Genomic DNA, 21,378 nt, shown 5'->3' with positions numbered 1-21,378 from the left:
CTACTAGGAACTAGGAACTAAAAATCTACAGCCATAACATTTTAAAACCTATAGCTATTAACACTATGCCGCCCAACAACTCGGCTTTACTCTCTAAATACGTACCGGTTTTAGCGCCTACAAAAACACCAAACCAACTAAAAATAAAAGTCACCAAGCCTATTATAAAACAAGCCATAAAAGGATTAACCGCCAACACAGTTAAACTAAAACCTGCCGCCAGTGCATCGATGCTAGTCGCTATGGCCAGCATTAACATCACCCGGTGAGTGATGATGGCAATGTCGTCTTCTATACCTTCGGCAAAAGATTCGTAAATCATCTTGGCGCCGATTAATAACAGTAATAAAAAAGCTATCCACGACGCATAGGTTTGCACCCAACCCAAAACACTCTTACCGCCCATATAACCTAACAGCGGCATTAAGCCCTGAAAAAAACCAAAGTACAGTGCCGACATCAACGCCAAGGTGGTTGTTTTTTTCTGATGTTTTGAACCTAAACCTATAGCCACTGCAAAGGCATCCATACTTAATGCCAAGGCTAAAATAATAACATCTACCACGTCGTAAAAACCTATTGACTAAAGTAGCGCGAACACGCTACTTGTTATTGTTATGGCTGCCATCACACAGCGGTTGATTCGCCGTTTCCTTGCAGCCGCAAAAAAATACCCGTTTACTCTCGTCCGCCACATATTTTATTGGCGTAAATTCTGTGCCTTTATGGGAGCCATCACAAAAAGGCTGGTTGCTGCTCTGCCCACAGGCGCACCAAAAATAAGCCTTAGTTGCGGTAACGTCTACCCCATAAGGTGTATCTGAAACTCTCACTGCTTTGCTCATACTCTATCTCCTTTAGCTTGGCCATCATGGTTTATTCCCCCGCCAATACGTCACAGCGGTACACGGCCTCGGCGCTAGTCTTTAATGTAGCAGCTAAACGCGGCAGTACTTGTTGCATATGCTCAAACAAGCCCCAGGGCGGATTAATCACTATCATGCCCGATGAGGTCATACCGTGGCCTGCAGCGTCAGGGGCTAAGCCCAGCTCAAAACGCTGTATATCTTTAATGCCGGTTGCCAACAAGGATCGCTCTAAACGGTTAATGGCTGGCCTATCCACCACCGGATACCACAGCGCATAAATACCGTTAGCAAATTTTTTATAGGCTTGGGCTATTGCCTCCACCACTTGCTCGTAATCCGATTTTATTTCATAGGAGGGGTCTATTAATATCAGCCCCCGCCGCGACGCCGGCGGCAGGTGTGAGAGCAAGCCTTTCAGGCCATCAGCGCACATCACTTTCGCCCGTTTACTGTAGCGGGTGCTATTAATATTATTACGCAACATGTCAACGTCGCTGGGGTGTAATTCATAGAGCCAGGCATTATCTTTAGCGCGTAAATACTGCATGGCCAATAACGGCGAGCCTGGGTAGTAGCGCAACTCGCCATCGTCATTGCAGGCCGCAACAGCGTTTAAATACGCACTTAGCTCTGGCCACTGCTCGGGCTGTAGTTTGGCTATGCCTTCTTTATATTCACCCAGCTTTTGGGCATGCTCGTTGTCTAGGTCAAACAGGCCCGCGCCGGAATGGCTATCGATATAATCAAAGGGCTTATCTTTTTTAATCAAGTGCTCAAGCACGGCGATTAAAACACTGTGCTTTAAAATATCGGCAAAATTGCCAGCATGAAAGGAATGACGGTAGCTTAACAAAGCAAAATCCTATTTATCCGCGAAAGGTTACACAGGCCTAGACATATTGGCTATGGCAGCCATTATAACGGCTAAGCTTGTATTTGACGCGTCTTTGTTAGGATTACCCTTGAAATATTGCGGCCTGTGACGACCGCTCTTTTCACTAACGGCTGGCGTTTTTCTTTTGTTCATACATTAGCTTATCGGCCTCTGCCATCATCTCCTCTACACTAATCAAATGATCGGCGGAAAAACTGATATGGCCAACGCTGTATTCTATATCGTAGCCGCGTTGCGCTGCTTGATTAACCTCGTCCAAATTAGCTGCTAAACGCTCTAGCACCTGCTGTACAGCTGCATCATCAGTATCGCTAAGCAAAGCCACAAATTCATCGCCACCGATTCTGGCGAATACGTCAGACTCGCGAAACACTTCGCGCATCACATTGGTAAAGGTAATTAATGCTCTGTCACCTTCAGCATGACCATAAGTATCGTTAATAGGTTTAAATTTATCCAAATCGAACAGCATTACAGTGACAGGTAATTTTTTGCGTTTGCATAAATTAACCGTATGCTCCGCCAGCGTCATAAACCCACGCCGATTAGATATCATCGTTAATTCGTCTAGGGTGGCCAATTGTATCGCCGCTATTTCCTGTTCAGCCATGGCAGCTAAGTCAGTCAGCAGCTGGATATCTTCTTCATCTAATTCACGGGGTTCTTTGTCTATTAAACAAAGCGTTCCTAGTTTACTGCCGTTGCTTACTTTTAACGGGCAGCCTGCATAAAAACGAATATTAGGGGCCTCTAATACCAAGGGGTTATCTTTAAAACGTTCATCATCTAGGGCGTTGGGAATAATAAAAGCACCTTCACCCAAAATGGCGTGGCCACAGAAAGAGATGTCACGCGGCGTTTCTTCTGCATCCAAGCCCTGCTTAGACTTAAACCATTGCCTATCGCTATCTACCAAACTCACTAAAGAGATAGGCACACCAAACATACGCTTTGCCATGCGGGTTAAGCGATCAAAGCGCTCTTCGGGTGCTGAATCTAATATCTTAAGTGCCCGTAAGGTCTCTAGGCGCCTCTGCTCATCTTCGGGAATTTCTGGGCTTATCATTATTACATCCTGATAGTAAAAACTTGCGGTTAAGCACCACAGTGTAGCTGACTATAGGTAAACTTCGAACCCATATTCTCACCGCAAAAACACGGTACTTAGATCACAACTAATACCCCTGCTGGGGTGAAATGCCAGCTCATTTGGCAAGATTCACCCTTTTATAAGCACTGGCAAACGCTACACTAGTGAGCTAATACCTACATTGATACGCGCCCTAGGGCAACCACAGCAATAATAAAAGAGGATAGCCCCATGCTCATCGGTAACATGATGGATTTTCAACTCACCATCAACAGCGTTATGCGTCACGGGCGTACCTTATACGGCCAACAAGAAATTGTGTCTGTGACTGCCGACAACCCTTTGCACCGCTACACCTACGAAGATGCCTTTGCCCGTGTTAGCCAGCTAGGCCATGCCTTACAAACGATGGGACTGACCCTAGGTGACAGGGTAGCAACCCTCGCTTGGAATGATTATCGTCACTTAGAGATTTATTACGGTGTCTCTTGTTCAGGTCTAGTGTGCCACACCATCAACCCACGCCTGTTTCCCGAGCAATTGCTTTACATTGTTAACCACGCCGAAGATAAGGTGCTAATGGTTGACCTATTACTCTTCCCCCTAATAGAAAAACTACGCGATAAGATGCCCACGGTTGAGCGCATTATAGTAATGACCGATGAAGCGCATATGCCGCAAACAGAGTTAGAGGTTGAATGCTACGAAACCTTGTTAGCAGGCCGACCCACCGACTTTAGCTTCCCTGAGTTTGATGAAAATACGGCCAGCTCATTGTGTTACACCTCCGGCACCACCGGCGACCCTAAGGGTGTGTTATACAGCCACCGCTCTACCGTTTTACATTCTATGGCTTGTACGTCTTCCGCATCGTTTGGTTTAAATTCTCGCCACACCATGATGCCGGTAGTGCCCATGTTTCATGTTAACGCTTGGTCTATGCCCTACGCCTGTATTATGGCGGGCAGCAAAATTGTTTTCCCGGGCCCCAAAATGGCCGATGGCGCAGTGCTCACGCAATTAATTAACCACGAAAAAGTAACGCTGGCTGCAGGCGTACCCACCATTTGGTTAGCGTTATTAAATTACTTGCGAGAAAATAATCTCACCGTCGATAGTTTACAAGCCGTCACTATCGGCGGTGCGGCCACACCGCGCAGCATGCTAGAAGAGTTTGAACAAACCCATAAGGTAACGGTCAACCCAGCATGGGGCATGACAGAAACCAGCCCACTGGGGACCTTTAATTCGGTGCGGCCGGAAATTGAAAACCTAGCCGCCGAGGAGCTAATGCCCTACCGGCTAAAAGCCGGCCTACCCCCTTACGGCGTAGAACTAAGTATCAGAACCCCCGAAGGCATAGAGCAACCTCGCGATGGCAAAAGCTTTGGTAACCTAGGCATTAAAGGCCCCTGGGTAGCCTCACAATATTATCGCAACGATAACAACATCGTCGACGATAAGGGCTTTATGGATACCGGCGACATCGCCACTATTGATGAATACGGCTATATGCAAATTACCGACCGCTCAAAAGACGTTATTAAATCCGGCGGCGAATGGATTAGCTCTATAGACTTAGAAAACGCTTGCACCAGTCACCCAAAAATTGCCGAAGCTGCCGTGATTGGGGTTTATCATCCCAAGTGGGATGAACGGCCTTTAGTCATAGCGGTTGCTGCAGGTGATGATACATTATCAATAGAAGAACTTAATGCTTATTTAGAAAAGCATGTCGCCAAATGGTGGCTGCCCGATGATGTGATGTATGTCGATGAGTTGCCCCATGCGGCTACGGGCAAGCTAGATAAGAAAGTGTTGCGTGAGCAGTTTAAAGATCACGCCCTGCCCACAGCGTAATAACAACCGCGGCCGGCACGATACTATTTAGCGGTTAATTTCAACACTGTAGGAAATATCTATCGTCGGTTTTAGCATCAAACAAACATGGCAGTATTTTGCTATCGCATTGTCTGCTGCGGTTTTAATTTGCGCTTCGCTAACATTACTGGCCGTTACAGTAAAATGTAGATTCGCCGTTTTGTATAAGCGCGGTTCTTGCTCGGTTAGAGTGTAAGTGACGGTATTAGTTAAAGCCTGCACCTCTACACCTTGTTCTTGCAAACCCATCACCACATCGGTGGCGCTACAACTACCTAAGGCCGATAATAATAACTCCGTGGGGCAAGGCGCTGTTTCATTATCGGCATCTACTGCTAGAGTAAAACCCTTTTCGGTTGTTACGCTAAATTGGCAGTCTTTTTGCCAAGACACGTCAATACTCATTACGACTCCTGTTTATTTTCTAACGTATACACTGCGCCGCTACCATAGCTTATACGGCAACGACACTAAACTCACATTATAATAGCGTGCATCGCCAGTCACCTCTGGCCCCAGCCAATCCGGTTTTGCAAAGGCTTCGTCTTCAGCGCTTAGCTCTATCTCGGCAACACACAAGCCCTGGTTATCGCCGTGAAAAATATCCACCTCCCAAACATGCGGCCCTAAGGGAAACTCGTAACGGGTTTTATCAACAAAAGGGCTTTGGCATAACTCGCTGAGCATGGCTTGCGCGTCGTCCATGGGTATGGGGTATTCAAATTCTGAGCGCACCGCGCCACGAGTTTCACCTTTAAGGGTTAAAAAAGCCTGTTCGCCTTTAACTCTTACCCGCACCGCAGTTTTAGTGGCGGTGGGGATATAACCCTGCTTTATCACTATGCCCTTGCTGGGCAAAGTAAGCTTGCTTAGGTCTATTAAAAATTTACGCTCTATTTCTTTCGCCACTGTTACTCCGCTTTCATTTCCATTTTCACTGCAGGCTAATCTTTTACGCTACGTTTCTTCCAGCGCCTTAATCGTAAACCCTTGGCATTGAGCAGGTTGCCCAACAACATGATGCCGCCGCCTATCAATAGCGATAATTCAAAACCTTCACCGTAAGCAATCACACCGACTATCGCGATTACCGGCAGCCGCAAAAAGTCTATAGTGACGACAGTAGTCACCTCTGCACAGAGCATGGCCCTAGCCAAACAGTAATTCGCCGTTAAGGCGGTAAAACCAATAACCAGTATCCAGACTATTTGCTGGCCGTGAGGCCACAGCCATTGCGGCAATGATAAGGCCAAGCCTATAGGCAATTGCAACAGGCACATATAAAACATAATGGTGAGTGGGTGCTCGGTTTGAGTTAGCGACTTGGTTGCCACATGCGCCACCGCATAACCCACAGCCGCCCCTAACACTATAAATGAGGCGCTATTAACCAAGGCCACACCGGGCTGCACTATCACCACTACCCCCAGCAAGCCTAAGGCCACCGCCAACATTTTTCTAAAGGTGAGTTGCTCTTTTAAAAAAACGGCGGCTATTATCAACACCCAAAAAGGCACAGTAAACTCTAGGGCAAACACCTCTGCCAAAGGTAATAAGCCTATGCTCAAAAACCAACCGTATTGCCCTAAAAACTGAAAACCATTGCGCAGGCAGTGGCGCTTAAGCAACTGCGTTTTAAAATACTGCGGCCTGCCTAAGCGTACAATAAGACTAGCAATCACCAATAAACCTATGGTGCTGCGAAAAAAGAGTATTTGGGCAGTAGCAAGATCACCGCTAAGCTCACGTGCCCCTATTGCCATAAAGCAAAAAGACAGCAATGCGCCTAGCATCCAGGTAAAAACGTTCAAAGAGGGCCTCAACTAGCTGGATGGCGTAGCCATACTGGCAAACGCGTGATGATACCCAATATAACCCTATAATCTAAGCTAATTATTATATTCTTGCTGTACTAACTCAGCCATGGCATGCGCTAGCTCGCTAAATATTTACATGCCTATCTTGCTATTCTTATGCTTAGAGCCGTAACTAGGCCCCATACTGCATTAAAAAATAACACTAGAGCAGGTGTCAGCAAGCCCAACTCTAAACCGGCCATGCCCTTGCCTGCGCTGTATGGGAACACCATAAATAACTGCACCGCCGTAGGTAATAAACTCAGCACTAGGCCCTTATACAATAAACGTGAGCGCAAGAAAGGCAGTACAAATAACAGCCCCCATAAACCGCCCCAGACTAAGCGTTGATATAGCCATGCCGACGTTAAATTGGGCGCTATAGCCACACCCAACATATCATTAATACCTAGCTGGCCGCACTGCCAAACCACTAGGCTATTTACCAAAGCGCCTATGCAGCCGGCGGTGAAAAAGATGTAGAGTTTTTTCATGTCAGAGCCTTAGATTTTGTGCCTTAACTTAAATAGTAGCCTTGGAATAGTTAGCGCGTTTTTAATCATCGCATTAATGACTTAAACAAATATTCGTTTTCACTAGCCCTTGTTAGCAGAGCCAACACTCAACTCATCCCCCACAGCCAGCTCACTGCCTTCGCCTAATATCAAAGCCATATACTCGCCAAACTTAGGGCTGCGCTTTTCATCAGCGGTGCCGTTGATATCTTGCAGCATTTTAAAAGGCTGCATCGCAGCATCACGCTGGCCGGTTTGCTGATCTATGGTGGGAATAATACAACGTTCACACGCTAGCTTTGAAGCCAGCTCACAGTGCGTATTACTGAGCGTACTGATCATATGCTCGCCAAAGGCGGGCAACCCACTAACCACTAGGCTGGGCCTAAAACGATTCATCGGCACCGGTTGCTCACCGGCCATAATAAGCTGTTTATTAAGCTCACTTAAGGAGGCTTCATTCACTACTAGGTAAGGTGCGGCATCGGCAAAGTGCACGTGGTGTTGATTGTTATCATCCTGCAAAGCCGGCTCGTCTTGCAGGCGGCTAAAATCGCCTGCCATACGCACTAAGCGCAGCGGCTGCTCGCTCTGTAAATGTTGCGTTAACCACTGCGACACCAACTCACCTTCATCTATAGTCTCGCAGGCAGCGCCGAATACTTCCGTGCTAATTCTTTCACCCTGCGGCATGGCATAGGAAATAGTAATGGGTGGCGCTCCTGGCAACGATAGTTGCAGGCCCTGCTCGGTTAAATCCGTTGCGATCAACGTGAGTTTTGAATTTTGACGCTGGGTAACAAAAACGTTTTTTTCGTTTACTATCATCCAGTATCTATCATAGGGGATGCCCTGCGGCGTAAGCACGGTATTTTTTAAGGCAACGGGCTTGCAGGATTTAACAGGATAGCAAAATATTCCGGTAATGGTGACGCTGCTAGAAGTCATGATAGGTTCCTCTTTCTTTTACGCGGTTACTAATCTTAATGACATAATAGTCGCTTTATACGTTTTATCGCGCCCTAGACATAGTTTTAAGGATAATAATTTAATCGACCCAAAACACATACAGAAAAGGCATTGCCGTATATGCTGCGTTATAAATACCGGGAATATATTTCTCTCTGGGGAGATGTCTTTTTATAGCCATTACCCAGCTTTTATAATCAGGGCTTACCATTAAAACATCTATGTCACCGGGACTACCTTTTTCATCAACCATAATTTCTATGGAAAACTTAAGCCCTGGCTCATAATTTCTAACACGGTTGAACTGAACGGCATTATCCTGATAGATAATGAGCTGTGGCGACACATAGTTCAAACCGTATTTATCGCGTAGCTGGCCATCATTGAGTGAAACTACGCCATGGCAGGTCGCTTGCTGGCAAAAATAACTCACCGTGAGTTTCATTTTTACATCAACAGGCTTACCGTTAATTGTGGCTGGTTCAATAGAAAAATCATTTAACGCTTCCTCTACCTTTCGCTTATAAGGCATATGCTTCCAGTCAGTAACCATACATTGAGCGGTTTTTAACAAGCCTTCCGTTGTCGCCTTGGCTTCGCAAAACGCAGTAGCTGAAAAGTTAGGGTCTTGTTCGGTGATAGTTAAAGCATCTAATAAGCTGTTGCCGCCATCGGTAAATCGGGCAGGCATGTAAGTGGCTGCGGTAGTAGAGTGGCCAACCAAGGTTTCAGTATAGGCGGCAGTAGATATCGCCAGTAAACAGACCGCCATGATTAAGCGCGCAGTGACATCCTTCATCGTATAGCTTCCTTCTTCTTATTATATTAACGCCTAGTTTTTCACTAACGCGGCTCTATTGCCCCCAAGTGCCTACCTACCGCTAACCACGCGCCTAGTAAACCCAGCATAGACGCCGATAACCACAACAACAACACTTCGCCTATGGCTAAGCCCTGCAAGCTAAATTCGCTTTGGTATAAGCCCGCCAATATCGCAACCGGCGTACTTAGCCACATCACACTTATAGAAATAATTAACCACGCCATTAAGCCACCACCCAGGCCATACCACAGGCCAGTGTATAGAAAAGGCCTGCGCACAAAGGCGTTGGTGGCGCCCACTAATTTAACAATCACAATTTCATCGCGGCGGCTTTCTATGGCCAAGCGTATGGTATTGCCTATCACCAGCAACACCCCTAAGGATAATAATGCGGCTAGGGCTAGCGTCATACGTTTGCCCAGTGCCATCATGCTGTATAAACGCTGCACCCATTCTAAATCGATAACCGCCTGCTCCACCTGCGGTATAGCTTGCAAGGATTCAAACAAGGCCTGGGTGTTGGCGCTGTTATCTTCCACCGGCCGCACCACGATGACCGCCGGTAGGGGATTGTTATCGAGCTGGTTGAGTACATCACCGTAGCCCGATAGTTTTTTAAATTCTTCCAAGGCCTGCACCGCAGAAATATAGTTCACCTCGGCGACATCATCGCGCAGGCGAATTTTGTCGGCCAGTTTGCGGCCGTCTTGGTCGCCAACCGCCTTGTGCAAATACAACGATACTTGTGCAGCGCCGTCCCAGCCTTTACTCACCGCCTCCACATTACTCAGCGCCACAAATAAACCACCGGGCAAGGCCAAGGCTATGCCTATCACTAGCCACGTCATAATACTGGCCATAGGCGCTTTGACTAAACGCATAAAACTATCGCGGGCGATTAAACGGTGGTGGCTAATATAGCTACCCCATTTATCGCCCAGGCTAACCCGGCTTTGACTGGCGCCCTTATCTTTACGGCGAGCCGTATTAGGGTTGTTGCTAGGATTGGCCATGGGCAGCCCCCCCTATGCCAGAGACTATTTGCCCTTGGCGTATGGTCATCATTCTATAAGGCAGCCGGGCGATTAAGCTTAAATCATGGCTGGCAATTAATACGGTTACGCCTACCTGATTAAACTGGGCAAACAGGTTCATAATTTCGGCGGAGAGTTCTGGGTCTAAGTTACCGGTGGGCTCATCGGCTAATAGTATTTTGGGTTTGTTCACCACGGCACGGGCTATGCCCACCCGCTGCTGCTCACCACCCGAGAGAGTGACGGGCATTTTTTTCTCTTTGCTGAGTAAGCCAACTTTGTCTAAAGCCGCGCGTACACGGCGGGCTATATCGCGGGGCTGATAGCCAGCAATAATTAAGGGCAGTGCGACATTATCAAACACGCTACGATCAAATAATAATTGATGGTTTTGAAATACTACGCCTATGTTGCGACGCAGTGCTGGTATATGGCGGCTGTGTAAACCTCTAAGGTTTTGCTCGTCCACTAACACCTGCCCTGAGGTGGGGCGCTCCATCATCATCATCAATTTTAACAAAGTACTTTTCCCGGCACCGCTGTGGCCGGTTAAAAACAGCATTTCGCTTTTCTTTATGTGAAAACTGACATTACGTAGTGCCTCGTGGCCACCTTCGTAACGCTTGCTGACATTATCAAATTGAATCATACGTTGTGTCGTGTCTTTTAATTATTGTTGTAGCCCGAGTAATTATTGTTGTAGTGCTAATCATTTTTGTTGTACCGCAGTGTATGGCCTTTTGCTCTGGGAACTAGCGACTATAGACTATCACTACAACTTACTGCTCCGTAGCAAATAAGGCCTTGATAAAGTCTTCCGCCACAAAGGGGCGCAAGTCATCCACCTGTTCACCCACACCGATAAAACGTATGGGGATATTTAACTGCTTGCTGATCGCAAAAATAATACCGCCCTTGGCCGTGCCGTCTAACTTAGTCAAGGTAATACCGCTAACGCCTACTACCTCCTGAAAGGCTTTGGCTTGCGATAGTGCATTTTGACCGGTGCCCGCATCTAACACTAGCATCACTTCGTGAGGGGCGCTGTCATCCAGCTTGCCCATCACCCGCACCACTTTGCGCAGCTCTTCCATTAAATTATCTTTGTTGTGCAAACGGCCCGCGGTATCGGCAATTAATACATCGATGTTACGCGCCTGTGCCGCTTGCACAGCATCAAAAATAACCGAGGCACTATCGGCACCGGTATGCTGCGCGATGACCGGCACATTATTGCGATCGCCCCACACTTGTAATTGCTCAACCGCCGCCGCTCTAAAGGTATCGCCCGCCGCTAACATCACCGACTTGCCCTCGGCCTGAAATCGTTTGGCCAGTTTTCCTATGGTGGTGGTTTTACCGACACCGTTCACCCCCACCATTAAAATGACGTAGGGGGTTTTGCTGTCGGCTATCACTAAGGGGCTTTCGCTGGGCTGTAATAGCGCTTTTAATTCTTGCTGCAGGGCGGCGTAGAGAGCATCGCCATCGGCCAGCTCTTTTCGTGACACTTGCTGGGTGAGACTGTTGATGATTTCTTGAGTGGCCTCTATGCCTACGTCGGCCATCAATAGGTGAGTCTCTAACTCTTCTAACAAATCATTATCGATTTGTTTTTTACCCAAAAATAAATTGCCTAGGCCTGAGCCCAAGCTACCACTGGTGCGTTTAAGGCCTGCTTTTAAGCGCGAAAATAAACCGGCTTTTTTCTCGGGCTGCTCATCTACTGACGCAGCAACTGGAGACAAGCTGGGCTCTGCCGTAAGCACTTCAGCGCTAGAGCTTATTTCAGTGGCTGGCTCAGCGGCCATCTCAGTGGTAGAGGACTCTAACGGCGTTTCAGATTGCTGCGCTAGCTCTTCAGCAATTGCTGGCTCGGCAGCGGGCTGTTCGGCGGACTGGGATTTGTCTGTTTTAAAACGTTTAAAAAACTTCATGGGCGGGTCTAAACACCAAAATATCATTGCCAAGGCTGTGGATTGCACACCGGGCGCAAGCACAGCCAACAAAATGCTTTACATAGGCCGGCTATCCTACCATTCTTAGCGCCTGAAATAGAGCCTTTAAATACCAACCCCGCTGACACACCACCACTTTTATGGCCAAACAACAAAAACACCACAGCAGCAATCAGCTACGCATTATTGGCGGCCTCTGGCGTGGCCGTAAGCTGAGCTTTCCCTCGCTGGAGGGCCTGCGCCCCACGCCCGACCGAGTCCGCGAAACCCTGTTTAATTGGCTGGCCCCCGAGTTACCGGGCGCACGCTGTTTAGACTTATTTTGTGGCAGCGGCGCGCTGGGTTTAGAGGCCCTATCCCGCGGCGCCGCCAGAGTGGATATGGTGGATAACGCCCGCGAAGCGGTACAGCAATTGCGCAGCAATATGGCACTGCTACAGGCCGACACCTCTCAGGCCAAGCAGGACAATGCCCTCAACTGGTTAAGCCAACGCCAGCTGCCTTACGATATTATTTTTTTAGACCCGCCTTTTCGCAGCGGCCTAGCCCAAGAATGCATCACGGCTTTAGCTCAGCAGCCCTTATTTAAAGACCCAGCTTGGTTGTATTTAGAGATGGGCAGAGATGAAGCGCTGCCCTCCCTGCCCAGCCACTGGCATTTACACCGTGAGAAAACCGCCGGCCAAGTACGCTACCAGTTGTTTCGCATAGAGACCGCAGTCGGTTAGCGGTAGACTGCCGGCTATCCCTTAGCTACCATGCCCTTACTATTACACGCTCACAATCACTCGGCAGCGACCCCATGAAAACCGTTATCTTTCCCGGCACCTTCGACCCCATTACCCTAGGGCATGTGGACTTAATCCAGCGCGCCGCCGCCCTGTTCGATAAGGTAGTGTTAGCCATTGCCCACAGTGAAAAAAAGCAGCCGCTGTTTAACCTAGAGCAGCGCATAGCGCTGTGCCAACAAAGCTTTAGCCACTTGCCCAATGTAGAGGCGCAAGGTTTTAGCGGTTTGTTAGTGGATTTTGCCCAGGCCCATAACAGCCACATAGTGTTGCGCGGCACTCGCAGCATTGCCGACTTTGAATACGAACTACAGCTGGCCAATATGAACCGCGCCCTGCAGCCCGGCTTTGAAACGGTCTTTTTACATGCCCTGCCCGAGTTATCCCATATATCCTCTAGCCTAGTGCGGGAAATTGCCGCCATGGGTGGCGATGTGCAAAGCTTTGTACCCGTGCCGGTGTTTGCCGCCCTGCAAGAAAAGTTTTAAGCCCCCATGTCATTGATCATTACCGACGAATGTATTAACTGCGATGTCTGCGAGCCCGAATGCCCCAACGAGGCTATTTATCAGGGCGAGCTTATCTACGAGATAGACCCCAACCGCTGCACCGAATGCGTGGGCCATTTTGATGTGCCGCAATGCCAGATTGTGTGCCCGGTAGACTGTATCCCCCTAGACCTTAACCACCCCGAGAGCCAAGAGCAGTTGATGGATAAATACATTACGCTGGTGCAGCAAGGCTAGCTCTTAGCTATACCTCTAGGTATAGCTATAGACCTAAGCCCAAATAGCAGGCACAAAAAAAGGCGCCTCAGCGCCTTTTTTAATGATGGGTTGCTGACTATTTATCGGCGTCAGAATCCACTACCTCTTTTTGATAACCTGATTTGGTACAACCCAAGCAGCGTACAAAGGTCGCTTTGGCGGGGCCTAATACCAAGGTGTCGGCGGCGTCGCCTAAGTTACCGCCAGCAGCAGCAAAAGGTGAGCTAATAATAAATACTGCAGTACCCACTATCGTCGCTACCAACAAGAAAGGCCGGGCAATTAATAAATCACCGGTCATTGCTAAGGCCGTTGGCTCTTCTTTAATCGCTTCGCTGTAAGCAACTTGCGGTAAAACCAATACCACGGCAAAACTCAAAACCGCCGCAAAACGTGAAAAAGACTCTAATAGGGCTCGCATTGTTATATCTCCATCGCTTGGTAGCGCCCACTAAATGGGCGCCTGTTATTAGCTGCAAACGTCAAATCTGTAAAAAACTATAGTTGATAAGTAGTTAGAAGCCAAACTTCGTAATTATTCTATGTGGGGCTAATGATAGTCGTTAATCGGCTATAGGTCTCGACTATAGGATAAAAAAAAGGCAAAAAACTAGCCTTAATGTGAATTTGTCGGTGCTTTTACAGGCTTTTTTGGCGCTAACGCTGGCACTGCAGGCAAAACACGGTAGCGCGCTGACCTATTTTGACTTCTTTTAAAGTTTTACCGCAGGCCACACAGGGCTCTCCGCCGCGGCCGTAAACCTGTAACTGCTGCTTAAAATAGCCGGGCTTGCCATCACCGCCGACAAAGTCTTTTAAGGTGGTGCCACCCTGGGCTATGGCCTTGGCCAGCACTAATTTAATTTCTGCCGCTAGGCGCAGATAGCGCGGCTTAGATATTTTACCCGCCTCGGCAGTGGGCCTAATACCGGCATTAAACAAGGCCTCGTTGGCGTAGATATTACCCACGCCCACCACATGAGTATTGTCCATAATAAAGGTTTTAACGGGGCTTTTACGGCCCCGCGAACGCAGGTATAGGCGCTCACCATCAAAGTCATCGGTGAGTGGCTCCGGGCCTAGTTTAGCGAATAGTTTGTGGGCGTTTACGTCGCCGTCACACCAGAGCATACAGCCAAAGCGGCGGGGGTCGGTATAACGTAATACCTTGCCATTGGCGAAGATAATATCGATATGATCATGTTTGGCGACGGCGGTTTTGCTATCCACTATGCGCATAGAGCCCGACATGCCTAGGTGCATAATGGCGCTACCATTGGCTAGGTTGAGTAGTAGGTATTTCGCCCTACGGGTCACCGAGAGCAGCTTTTGCCCCTGCATTAACGCAGGCAAGTCGGCGGGCACCGGCCAACGCAAACGCGGGTTGCGCACCAGCAGCTGCTTAATTTTAACGCCACTGATATGGGGGCTAATGCCACGGCAGGTAGTTTCGACTTCGGGCAGTTCGGGCATTTTAAAGTGGCGGCTCCGCCGCCACAGAGGCAAGCTGCAAGCGGTTAATAAGTTGTGGCTTGAGGCCACAACAGCTTCAAGTTACAAGCGGTAAGTGGCAAGGGGGGTAAAGTTGTGGCTAGCGGCCACAACAGTTTTAAGCTACAAAAGGTAAGCTACAAGCTGTAAGCGGCAAGAAAGAAGCGCTTCTTTATCTTACCTCTTGCAGCTTATAGCTTGCAGCTGTATTTATTGTTCTATAGGCACGGTTTGGCCTTGGGGGTTAACCGACACATAGACTATCTCACACTCGGTCACTTTTATAGGTGTGGGGCTGTTGTGGTAATCAATCCACACTTCCATTTTTACGCGCACCGAGGTGCGGCCGACTTCTACCACTTCGGCATAGCAAGTCACTACCGAGCCTATGCGTACCGAGGTTAAAAAATGCATGCTGTCTATGGCCACGGTTACCACACGGGTGTGCGTGACATTAACCGCTTTAATGGCGCCGGCTATATCCATTTGCGACACTAACCAGCCGGCAAAAATATCGCCCGCAGGGTTGGTATCGGCGGGCATCGCTACCGTTTGTAGCATTAAGTCGCCATTAGGCGTAGGGGCTTGATCATCAAGATCAATCGTTACGTTCATAAATAGTCCGAATAATAGAGGGTGTTAATTTTTCATTATTGTAGGTAACCAAGTGACCAGCTCAGGGTAACAGGCCAGCGCCAATAATAGTAAAAGTTGGATAACAACAAAAGGAATAACGCCGCGGTAGATGTCAGAAGTGTGAACCGACTCCGGCGCCACGCCACGCAAGTAAAATAGAGCAAAACCAAAGGGCGGTGTTAAAAAGGAGGTTTGCAAGTTTACCGCTATCATAATACCTAGCCAAATTGGGTCAACGCCCATATTCAGTAAGATGGGTGCCACAATTGGCACCACCACAAAGGTGATCTCTATAAAGTCGAGTATAAAGCCCAACAGAAATATCACCGCCATCACCACCAGCGTGGCAGCCATGACGCCGCCGGGCATGGTGGCAAACCAATGATGAATTAACTCTTCGCCACCAAAGCCACGAAACACAATGGAGAACACCGCCGCGCCCATTAAAATCATAAATACCATACAGGTGACTTTCACCGTGCCGTCAGCCACCTCGCTAAGACGCTGGCGGCTGAGTTGACCTCTAACAGCCGCTAGTAACGTGGCGCCCAAGGCACCTATCGCCGCCGCCTCAGTAGGCGTCGCCACTCCGGCGAGTATAGAACCCAGCACCACCATAATCAGCAACACCGGCGGCAGTAAGCCCTTGCCCAGCTTGGCCAAATTGATAGCTTGCTTAGGCATGGCGGGGGCAGCCTGGGGTTTGAGCTGGGCATATACAAAAACATAACCCACATACAGCATCACTAATATGACGCCTGGCACTAAAGCCCCGATAAATAAATCCCCCACTGACATCGTTTCGGGGGCATACACCCCTCGGCTAAGCTGTGAGCGCTGATAGGCACTGGAGAGTATATCCCCCAGTAATACTAAGGCGATGGAGGGAGGGATAATCTGCCCCAAGGTACCGGTGGCGCAGATCACCCCGGTGGCCAGCTTAGGGTCGTAACCGCGCTTCAGCATAGTGGGCAGCGACATGAGCCCCATGGTCACCACCGTGGCGCCGACTATGCCGGTGCTAGCCGCCAGCAACATGCCCACGAGCACTACCGAAATACTTAAACCGCCACGCAGGCTGCCAAACAACGCGGCCATATTCTCCAGCAGCTCTTCCGCTATGCGCGACTTCTCTAGCATCACCCCCATCATCACAAACAGCGGCACCGCCATTAAGGTGATATTGTTCATGGTGCCAAACAGCCGATTGGGCAAGGCCGTTAATGCGGTAGGGTCAAACACCCCGCCCATAATGCCGGCACCCGCAAACAACAAGGCAGTACCCGCCAGAGTAAACGCCACCGGGTAGCCCAGCATCAACGCCAGACACACTACTACAAACATCAATAAGGGAAGTAGCTCTATCATGCGCCAACTGCCCGCTTATCGGCTGGACCAGCAGTGATTAGCAGCAAAGCATTGCGCAACACTTCTGCCACGGCCTGCAAGGCTAGGCTAATAGCCATCAGGGGAATCAATGTTTTTAATAGGAATACTGCCGGTAGCCCGCCCGGGTCGGCCGAGCCTTCTTTAATAGACCAAGACTGGCCCACAAACTCCCAGCTACTGAGCACAAAGTAGCCACACAGTGGCAATAAAAAAATCAAGCCGCCCAAGCTGTTAACCCAGGCTTTAGCTCTGGGGCTGAAGTGCCTATAAAAAATATCCACCCGTACATGGCCATCTTGCTGCAAGGTATAGGCCGTGCCCAGCATAAAGACGGTGGCGTGCAAATAGGTCACCAGCTCCTGCATAGCAATAGAACCTAGATTAAACCCATAACGCAGCACCACCACCGCGCTGAGGCTCAGCATCATTACCACGCTTAGCACACTGAGCAAACGACCACTAAGCTGGCTAAAACGGTCTATTGTTTGTTGCAGGGCATAAAGAAAGGTCATGAACACATCATCGAAGGCTATTTATTATAGTGCGCTGTTATGGCGCATCGCTATTATGGCTTGTTATTGTGCGCTGATTATAACCAAGCTACCAGCAACTAGCACGGCCAACTGGCCATACAACAGAGCTATCTGTTAAAGTGAGGCCAAGCATTTAGGCACGTAATCTGCGCATAGCAACGCGTTTAACTCCCCGAAGAGAGAGCATCATGAAAATTATTTTAACATCAGCGCTATTAACCGCCGTTATTTTACTCAGCGCCTGTGACAGCAAATGGCAAAAGCTGGCCGATGATCAATTAGCAGCCAAGTCCAGTGATTGTGCCGCCATTGGCGACCCCAGCTCGGCCATGATTCAGGTTTGTAAAAATGTTGCTCGCGAATGCGAACGACGCCGCGAAAACGGCATTTACGCCTGCTAACGACAACATAGAAACAGTATAGCTAAAGTGTAACAACAGCAGCTCAAGAGAATGATCCATGGCAGTAGATACAGTAATAGGCGGCCAGCCCACCCTAGAATTATTGGCAGGCCAACACCCCAATGGCGACATGGTAGTAGAACGGGTACTGATTAGTCCCCAGCCCGAAGCCCATAGTTATTTATTATTAAAATCCCCTGTATTTGTGCGCGGTATCGCCCGCGGCGATGTGATACGCGCGGATAGCAGCGATAACAGCCAGCCCAAAGGCAGCTTTAAAGTGCTACAACACGGCGGCAATCTCTGCGTGCGGGTGTTCACTAAAGAGGATAACGACAGCTTAGAACAGTCTCTAACTTCCGCCATAGAAAAACTGGGCGGTGATTTGGATATACATGAAAAGCGCGTGCTGGTGTACAGCATTCATGTATCCTGCGGTTTTAACACCATAGAAAAAATAGTTAGCGAACAGTTGCAGCAATACCCGCAAGCCAACTGGCTATACGGCAATGTTTACGACCCCGCAAGCGGCGAGCCCCTTAATTGGTGGCAGGCTATATTGTCCCCTGATTAAAACGTGAGTTACCCACCATGTTAATGCTTATTTCCCCAGCCAAAACCTTGGATTTTGACAGCCCAGCCAAAACCAAGGTGACTAGCCAGCCTGATTTTTTAGCACAGTCCCAGCAGTTGATTACCGCGTTGCGCGACTTAAGCCCCAGCGACGTCTCTGAGCTCATGAGCATTAGTGACAAATTGGGCGAGCTCAACCATCAACGTTTTCACAACTGGCACACCCCCTTTGACAGCGCCAACGCCAAACAAGCGGTGCTGGCCTTTAAAGGCGATGTGTACACCGGCCTAGCGCCCGAAAATTTTGATAGTAAAGCCTTTAACTATGCGCAAAAACATCTGCGCATTTTATCGGGTTTATACGGTTTGCTGCGGCCCTTAGATTTGATTCAAGCCTACCGTTTAGAAATGGGCACTAAGTTTGCCAGCCCGCGCGGCAAAAACCTTTATGAGTTTTGGGGCGATGAAATCACCCTAGCCATTAATGCGCAGCTTAAAAAAATCAATAGCGATGTGATTATCAACCTCGCCTCTAATGAATATTTTAAAGCGGTCAAGCCGAAAGCGCTTAACGCGGAAATTATCACCCCCGTGTTTAAAGACTGTAAAAATGGCAAATATAAAATCATCAGCTTTTATGCCAAAAAAGCCCGCGGCTTAATGAGTGCGTATATTATCGAAAACCAACTTAGTGATGTCGCCGCCCTTAAAAAGTTTAATACTGGCGGCTACCGTTACAATGCCAGCATGTCTACCGCCAGAGAATGGGTATACACCCGCGAAGAACAGCAGTGATTAAGGCTAGCGTATGAAAGGCTTAAAAATACTGGTAGTAGACGACGCCTCGTTTATCCGTGAAATGCTTAAAAAAAACCTGCGCCAATGCTTTCCCGGCTGTGAAGTAAGCGATGCCAGCAATGGCCGCAAAGCCCAGTCCATGATTAAAATTAATCGCTTTGATTTAATTTTATGCGACTGGGAAATGCCAGAGATGAGCGGCGAAGAATTACTACGCTGGGTGCGCGGTAATGAAAGCACTGCCAACCTACCTTTTATTATGGTGACCAGCCGTGGTGAAAAAGATTTTATTATTAAGGCGGTACAGGCTGGCGTTAGCGAATATATAGGCAAACCTTTCTCACCAGACACGCTGTCTAAAAAAGTGAGCAAGACACTCAAAAAGGCTGGCTTTAAGGTGCCCGAAGCCAAAGGCGCACCGGGCTTGGGCGGGGAAAGCCTAGACTTACTCACCGGTGGTAGCAAACCCCTTGCCAGCGCCAAGCCGAAAGCGGCGGCCAGTGACTCCATGAGTGCGTTAATGGGTGGCACAGCGCCAGCAGCACCGGCGCGAAAGAAACCAGCCAAAAAAGCTGCTGTGGTGCGCGGCCAAGCGCAAATTCATTTTGCCGGGTTTAGCAGCCAGTGTGTGATTAATTCTATTACCTTACAGGCCTTAGCCGGCGCGATTAAACGCGAAGAGCAAGTGCCGACTATTTTAGAACCGGTAGTGATTAGCATTATTCAAAACAATGGCGAAGATGTGGCCCGCTTAAACGGCTATGTGCACAGTGTGCAGGCCGCAGAAAATCGTATAGATGCTAATGTATTGAAGCTAGGTATACGTTTTGTTGACGACGACCCGGTAAAACTAGAACAACTGTCGCGTTATATCGCTACTTTTTAGTCTATTCACGTTTGTTAATGCCAAAGACTTAACACGCGCTTAGCCTTCACGGAGTGAACTCCAGCACAAGGAATAGCAATCATGACTTTAGCGTTTTCACAATCTTGCGAAAATAATAAAGAACCGCTTTTATCACTTCTAAAGCCTCTATTTGCGCACAGCACGCGGGTGCTGGAAATAGGCAGTGGCACCGGCCAACATGCGGTGCATTTTGCCGCCGCCATGCCGCAGTTATTATGGCAGCCCAGCGACCGCAGTGATTATGCCGAGGACTTAGCCCTGCGCTGCAGCCAAAGCCAGCTAGCTAATCTACTGCCCCCCATACACTTTGATGTAGCCCAACCCTGGTTGCTAGAACCGGTAGATGCAGTGTTTACCGCCAACTCCTTACATATTATGAGCTGGGGGGAGGTGGAATCTTTTTTTCTAGGGGCAGGCCAACTGCTAGAGTCACAAGGCCTAGCTTGCGTATACGGCCCTTTTAATTACCACGGGAATTACACCAGTGCCAGTAATGCTCAGTTTGACCAGTGGCTACAAAGCCGCGACCCACTAAGCGCTATACGCGACTTTGAAAAAATTAATGCTCTGGCGCAACAGGCTGGCCTATTACTGCAAGCAGACCATGAAATGCCGGCCAATAACCGCTGCCTCGTTTGGAAAAAAACTGCCTAATGTCTAGCCCTCAGCAACAAACCCGCGCGTGGCTAACTGACTTTGTGATTAAGCTTAATCTGTGCCCCTTTGCCAGCAAGGTGCTGGATGAGGGGTCGGTGCGTATCGCCGTATGCAGCAGCACTAATCAGCAAGAGATGGTACAGCAAGTACTCGCCGAGCTAGACCTATTGGTGCAAAGCGATGAAAAAAAACTAAGCACCAGCTTGTTGGTATTTGATCAGGCGCTAGCTGATTTTTATGATTATCTGGATTTTGCCGATTGGGCCCATGACTTACTGCTAGAAGCGGGCCTGGAAGGAGTGGTACAAATAGCCACGTTCCACCCCCAATACCTCTTTGGCGGCGTAGCCGAGGATGATGTTAGCCATTACAGCAACCGCTCCCCCTACCCCATGCTGCACTTTATACGCGAACAGCAATTGGCTGAGGCGATAGCCTTCCACCCCGACCCTGAAGGCATACCCGATGCCAACATCAAACACCTGCAAAGCCTAGGCCTAGCAAAAGTGCTAAGCTTATTGCACAAAACTACCCAATAGCAGCTAGGC

Annotated in this window: 28 protein-coding genes; 10 read left to right on the top strand and 18 right to left on the bottom strand. The window is 48.7% G+C overall.

The genetic code is table 11. From position 1 onward, the window contains the following. Positions 1-25: 25 nt before the first annotated feature. From B067_RS0103950 to B067_RS0103935, 4 genes are all read right to left on the bottom strand, one after another. Positions 26-565: a manganese efflux pump MntP gene (locus tag B067_RS0103950; protein ID WP_019528757.1), complete on the bottom strand. Its 540-nt coding sequence runs from the start codon at positions 563-565 to the stop codon at positions 26-28. A 37-nt stretch (positions 566-602) separates the two neighbouring features. Continuing rightward, positions 603-845 carry a CDGSH iron-sulfur domain-containing protein gene (locus B067_RS0103945; RefSeq protein WP_019528756.1) on the bottom strand — a complete coding sequence of 81 codons (243 nt, stop codon included), beginning with the start codon at positions 843-845 and terminating at the stop codon, positions 603-605. A gap of 31 nt (positions 846-876) precedes the next feature. Further along, on the bottom strand, positions 877-1,722 hold the full coding sequence (locus tag B067_RS0103940; RefSeq protein ID WP_019528755.1) for a 23S rRNA (adenine(2030)-N(6))-methyltransferase RlmJ: 846 nt from the start codon (positions 1,720-1,722) through the stop codon (positions 877-879). Between the two features lie 145 nt (positions 1,723-1,867). Beyond that, on the bottom strand, positions 1,868-2,830 hold the full coding sequence (locus B067_RS0103935; protein WP_019528754.1) for a sensor domain-containing diguanylate cyclase: 963 nt from the start codon (positions 2,828-2,830) through the stop codon (positions 1,868-1,870). A gap of 255 nt (positions 2,831-3,085) precedes the next feature. Here B067_RS0103935 and B067_RS0103930 point away from each other — a divergent pair, with 255 nt between their 5' ends. Continuing rightward, a complete protein-coding gene (locus B067_RS0103930) occupies positions 3,086-4,714 on the top strand; it encodes a long-chain fatty acid--CoA ligase (RefSeq protein ID WP_051083806.1) in 1,629 nt (542 codons plus the stop codon). Positions 4,715-4,741: 27 nt separating this feature from the next. Here B067_RS0103930 and B067_RS0103925 read toward each other — a convergent pair whose 3' ends face one another. The 9 genes from B067_RS0103925 to ftsY all read right to left on the bottom strand — a co-directional run bounded on the left by B067_RS0103925 (position 4,742) and on the right by ftsY (position 11,869). After that, positions 4,742-5,140: an OsmC family protein gene (locus B067_RS0103925; RefSeq protein ID WP_019528752.1), complete on the bottom strand. Its 399-nt coding sequence runs from the start codon at positions 5,138-5,140 to the stop codon at positions 4,742-4,744. Between the two features lie 39 nt (positions 5,141-5,179). Continuing rightward, positions 5,180-5,644, bottom strand: a complete 465-nt coding sequence (locus B067_RS0103920; RefSeq protein ID WP_019528751.1) for a CYTH domain-containing protein — start codon at positions 5,642-5,644, stop codon at positions 5,180-5,182. Between the two features lie 35 nt (positions 5,645-5,679). Next, positions 5,680-6,546, bottom strand: a complete 867-nt coding sequence (locus B067_RS0103915; RefSeq protein WP_026244393.1) for a DMT family transporter — start codon at positions 6,544-6,546, stop codon at positions 5,680-5,682. Between the two features lie 146 nt (positions 6,547-6,692). Continuing rightward, positions 6,693-7,085, bottom strand: a complete 393-nt coding sequence (locus B067_RS0103910) for a hypothetical protein (protein ID WP_019528749.1) — start codon at positions 7,083-7,085, stop codon at positions 6,693-6,695. 102 nt (positions 7,086-7,187) lie between these two features. Next, entirely contained in the window at positions 7,188-8,054 is an 867-nt protein-coding gene (locus B067_RS19615) for an MOSC domain-containing protein (protein ID WP_019528748.1), read from the bottom strand. Between the two features lie 100 nt (positions 8,055-8,154). Then, the gene (locus tag B067_RS0103900; RefSeq protein WP_019528747.1) at positions 8,155-8,874 is read right to left on the bottom strand and encodes a hypothetical protein; all 720 of its coding nucleotides are present in this window, start codon (positions 8,872-8,874) and stop codon (positions 8,155-8,157) included. 44 nt (positions 8,875-8,918) lie between these two features. Then, on the bottom strand, positions 8,919-9,911 hold the full coding sequence (gene ftsX, locus B067_RS0103895) for a permease-like cell division protein FtsX (RefSeq protein WP_019528746.1): 993 nt from the start codon (positions 9,909-9,911) through the stop codon (positions 8,919-8,921). Beyond that, positions 9,898-10,581, bottom strand: a complete 684-nt coding sequence (ftsE, locus tag B067_RS0103890) for a cell division ATP-binding protein FtsE (RefSeq protein WP_019528745.1) — start codon at positions 10,579-10,581, stop codon at positions 9,898-9,900. The genes ftsX and ftsE overlap by 14 nt, the downstream gene beginning before the upstream one ends. A 130-nt stretch (positions 10,582-10,711) precedes the next feature. Further along, entirely contained in the window at positions 10,712-11,869 is a 1,158-nt protein-coding gene (ftsY, locus tag B067_RS0103885) for a signal recognition particle-docking protein FtsY (protein WP_035801440.1), read from the bottom strand. Between the two features lie 161 nt (positions 11,870-12,030). Here ftsY and rsmD point away from each other — a divergent pair, with 161 nt between their 5' ends. The 3 genes from rsmD to B067_RS0103870 all read left to right on the top strand — a co-directional run bounded on the left by rsmD (position 12,031) and on the right by B067_RS0103870 (position 13,424). Further along, the gene (gene rsmD, locus B067_RS0103880) at positions 12,031-12,618 is read left to right on the top strand and encodes a 16S rRNA (guanine(966)-N(2))-methyltransferase RsmD (RefSeq protein WP_019528743.1); all 588 of its coding nucleotides are present in this window, start codon (positions 12,031-12,033) and stop codon (positions 12,616-12,618) included. A 74-nt stretch (positions 12,619-12,692) separates the two neighbouring features. Continuing rightward, positions 12,693-13,166, top strand: a complete 474-nt coding sequence (gene coaD, locus B067_RS0103875) for a pantetheine-phosphate adenylyltransferase (RefSeq protein ID WP_019528742.1) — start codon at positions 12,693-12,695, stop codon at positions 13,164-13,166. A gap of 6 nt (positions 13,167-13,172) precedes the next feature. Further along, entirely contained in the window at positions 13,173-13,424 is a 252-nt protein-coding gene (locus B067_RS0103870) for a YfhL family 4Fe-4S dicluster ferredoxin (RefSeq protein WP_019528741.1), read from the top strand. Positions 13,425-13,521: 97 nt separating this feature from the next. Here B067_RS0103870 and B067_RS0103865 read toward each other — a convergent pair whose 3' ends face one another. The 5 genes from B067_RS0103865 to B067_RS19610 all read right to left on the bottom strand — a co-directional run bounded on the left by B067_RS0103865 (position 13,522) and on the right by B067_RS19610 (position 17,473). Then, positions 13,522-13,866: a hypothetical protein gene (locus B067_RS0103865; RefSeq protein ID WP_019528740.1), complete on the bottom strand. Its 345-nt coding sequence runs from the start codon at positions 13,864-13,866 to the stop codon at positions 13,522-13,524. Between the two features lie 236 nt (positions 13,867-14,102). Then, complete coding sequence (gene mutM, locus B067_RS0103860) at positions 14,103-14,918, bottom strand: bifunctional DNA-formamidopyrimidine glycosylase/DNA-(apurinic or apyrimidinic site) lyase (protein ID WP_026244392.1); 816 nt, start codon at positions 14,916-14,918, stop codon at positions 14,103-14,105. 228 nt (positions 14,919-15,146) lie between these two features. Next, complete coding sequence (locus B067_RS0103855; RefSeq protein WP_019528738.1) at positions 15,147-15,551, bottom strand: acyl-CoA thioesterase; 405 nt, start codon at positions 15,549-15,551, stop codon at positions 15,147-15,149. A gap of 24 nt (positions 15,552-15,575) precedes the next feature. Beyond that, positions 15,576-16,940: a TRAP transporter large permease gene (locus tag B067_RS0103850; protein WP_019528737.1), complete on the bottom strand. Its 1,365-nt coding sequence runs from the start codon at positions 16,938-16,940 to the stop codon at positions 15,576-15,578. Next, the gene (locus tag B067_RS19610) at positions 16,937-17,473 is read right to left on the bottom strand and encodes a TRAP transporter small permease subunit (RefSeq protein WP_019528736.1); all 537 of its coding nucleotides are present in this window, start codon (positions 17,471-17,473) and stop codon (positions 16,937-16,939) included. Before B067_RS19610 ends, B067_RS0103850 begins: the two co-directional genes overlap by 4 nt. Before the next feature lie 209 nt (positions 17,474-17,682). Here B067_RS19610 and B067_RS0103840 point away from each other — a divergent pair, with 209 nt between their 5' ends. From B067_RS0103840 to B067_RS0103815, 6 genes are all read left to right on the top strand, one after another. Then, positions 17,683-17,895 carry a hypothetical protein gene (locus tag B067_RS0103840; protein ID WP_019528735.1) on the top strand — a complete coding sequence of 71 codons (213 nt, stop codon included), beginning with the start codon at positions 17,683-17,685 and terminating at the stop codon, positions 17,893-17,895. A 58-nt stretch (positions 17,896-17,953) separates the two neighbouring features. Then, entirely contained in the window at positions 17,954-18,469 is a 516-nt protein-coding gene (locus B067_RS0103835) for a DUF4265 domain-containing protein (RefSeq protein ID WP_019528734.1), read from the top strand. 17 nt (positions 18,470-18,486) lie between these two features. Further along, positions 18,487-19,263 (top strand): peroxide stress protein YaaA, encoded by a 777-nt coding sequence (gene yaaA / locus B067_RS0103830; protein ID WP_019528733.1) that lies wholly within the window; start codon positions 18,487-18,489, stop codon positions 19,261-19,263. A 13-nt stretch (positions 19,264-19,276) separates the two neighbouring features. Next, positions 19,277-20,152, top strand: coding sequence for a response regulator (locus B067_RS0103825; RefSeq protein ID WP_019528732.1), 876 nt, complete (start codon positions 19,277-19,279; stop codon positions 20,150-20,152). An 81-nt stretch (positions 20,153-20,233) separates the two neighbouring features. Further along, on the top strand, positions 20,234-20,827 hold the full coding sequence (locus tag B067_RS0103820) for a DUF938 domain-containing protein (RefSeq protein ID WP_019528731.1): 594 nt from the start codon (positions 20,234-20,236) through the stop codon (positions 20,825-20,827). Beyond that, a complete protein-coding gene (locus B067_RS0103815) occupies positions 20,827-21,369 on the top strand; it encodes a DUF1415 domain-containing protein (RefSeq protein WP_019528730.1) in 543 nt (180 codons plus the stop codon). The genes B067_RS0103820 and B067_RS0103815 overlap by 1 nt, the downstream gene beginning before the upstream one ends. Positions 21,370-21,378: the final 9 nt, after the last annotated feature.

Origin of the sequence: Dasania marina DSM 21967 (assembly GCF_000373485.1) — a bacterium.
Classification (GTDB): Bacteria; Pseudomonadota; Gammaproteobacteria; order Pseudomonadales; family Dasaniaceae; genus Dasania; species Dasania marina.
Note: the sequence above shows the minus strand (reverse complement) of the source record. Positions and strands in the feature narration are given on the sequence as shown.

Bases quoted from the DNA above. Each gene is read 5' to 3' on its own strand.
- B067_RS0103945 (WP_019528756.1), bottom strand. From the start codon at position 845: ATGAGCAAAGCAGTGAGAGTTTCAGATACACCTTATGGGGTAGACGTT.
- B067_RS0103935 (WP_019528754.1), bottom strand. From the start codon at position 2,830: ATGATAAGCCCAGAAATTCCCGAAGATGAGCAGAGGCGCCTAGAGACC.
- B067_RS0103930 (WP_051083806.1), top strand. From the start codon at position 3,086: ATGCTCATCGGTAACATGATGGATTTTCAACTCACCATCAACAGCGTT.
- B067_RS0103925 (WP_019528752.1), bottom strand. From the start codon at position 5,140: ATGAGTATTGACGTGTCTTGGCAAAAAGACTGCCAATTTAGCGTAACA.
- B067_RS0103910 (WP_019528749.1), bottom strand. From the start codon at position 7,085: ATGAAAAAACTCTACATCTTTTTCACCGCCGGCTGCATAGGCGCTTTG.
- B067_RS19615 (WP_019528748.1), bottom strand. From the start codon at position 8,054: ATGACTTCTAGCAGCGTCACCATTACCGGAATATTTTGCTATCCTGTT.
- B067_RS0103900 (WP_019528747.1), bottom strand. From the start codon at position 8,874: ATGAAGGATGTCACTGCGCGCTTAATCATGGCGGTCTGTTTACTGGCG.
- ftsX (WP_019528746.1), bottom strand. From the start codon at position 9,911: ATGGCCAATCCTAGCAACAACCCTAATACGGCTCGCCGTAAAGATAAG.
- ftsE (WP_019528745.1), bottom strand. From the start codon at position 10,581: ATGATTCAATTTGATAATGTCAGCAAGCGTTACGAAGGTGGCCACGAG.
- ftsY (WP_035801440.1), bottom strand. From the start codon at position 11,869: ATGAAGTTTTTTAAACGTTTTAAAACAGACAAATCCCAGTCCGCCGAA.
- rsmD (WP_019528743.1), top strand. From the start codon at position 12,031: ATGGCCAAACAACAAAAACACCACAGCAGCAATCAGCTACGCATTATT.
- coaD (WP_019528742.1), top strand. From the start codon at position 12,693: ATGAAAACCGTTATCTTTCCCGGCACCTTCGACCCCATTACCCTAGGG.
- B067_RS0103870 (WP_019528741.1), top strand. From the start codon at position 13,173: ATGTCATTGATCATTACCGACGAATGTATTAACTGCGATGTCTGCGAG.
- B067_RS0103865 (WP_019528740.1), bottom strand. From the start codon at position 13,866: ATGCGAGCCCTATTAGAGTCTTTTTCACGTTTTGCGGCGGTTTTGAGT.
- mutM (WP_026244392.1), bottom strand. From the start codon at position 14,918: ATGCCCGAACTGCCCGAAGTCGAAACTACCTGCCGTGGCATTAGCCCC.
- B067_RS0103855 (WP_019528738.1), bottom strand. From the start codon at position 15,551: ATGAACGTAACGATTGATCTTGATGATCAAGCCCCTACGCCTAATGGC.
- B067_RS0103850 (WP_019528737.1), bottom strand. From the start codon at position 16,940: ATGATAGAGCTACTTCCCTTATTGATGTTTGTAGTAGTGTGTCTGGCG.
- B067_RS19610 (WP_019528736.1), bottom strand. From the start codon at position 17,473: ATGACCTTTCTTTATGCCCTGCAACAAACAATAGACCGTTTTAGCCAG.
- B067_RS0103840 (WP_019528735.1), top strand. From the start codon at position 17,683: ATGAAAATTATTTTAACATCAGCGCTATTAACCGCCGTTATTTTACTC.
- B067_RS0103835 (WP_019528734.1), top strand. From the start codon at position 17,954: ATGGCAGTAGATACAGTAATAGGCGGCCAGCCCACCCTAGAATTATTG.
- yaaA (WP_019528733.1), top strand. From the start codon at position 18,487: ATGTTAATGCTTATTTCCCCAGCCAAAACCTTGGATTTTGACAGCCCA.
- B067_RS0103825 (WP_019528732.1), top strand. From the start codon at position 19,277: ATGAAAGGCTTAAAAATACTGGTAGTAGACGACGCCTCGTTTATCCGT.
- B067_RS0103820 (WP_019528731.1), top strand. From the start codon at position 20,234: ATGACTTTAGCGTTTTCACAATCTTGCGAAAATAATAAAGAACCGCTT.
- B067_RS0103815 (WP_019528730.1), top strand. From the start codon at position 20,827: ATGTCTAGCCCTCAGCAACAAACCCGCGCGTGGCTAACTGACTTTGTG.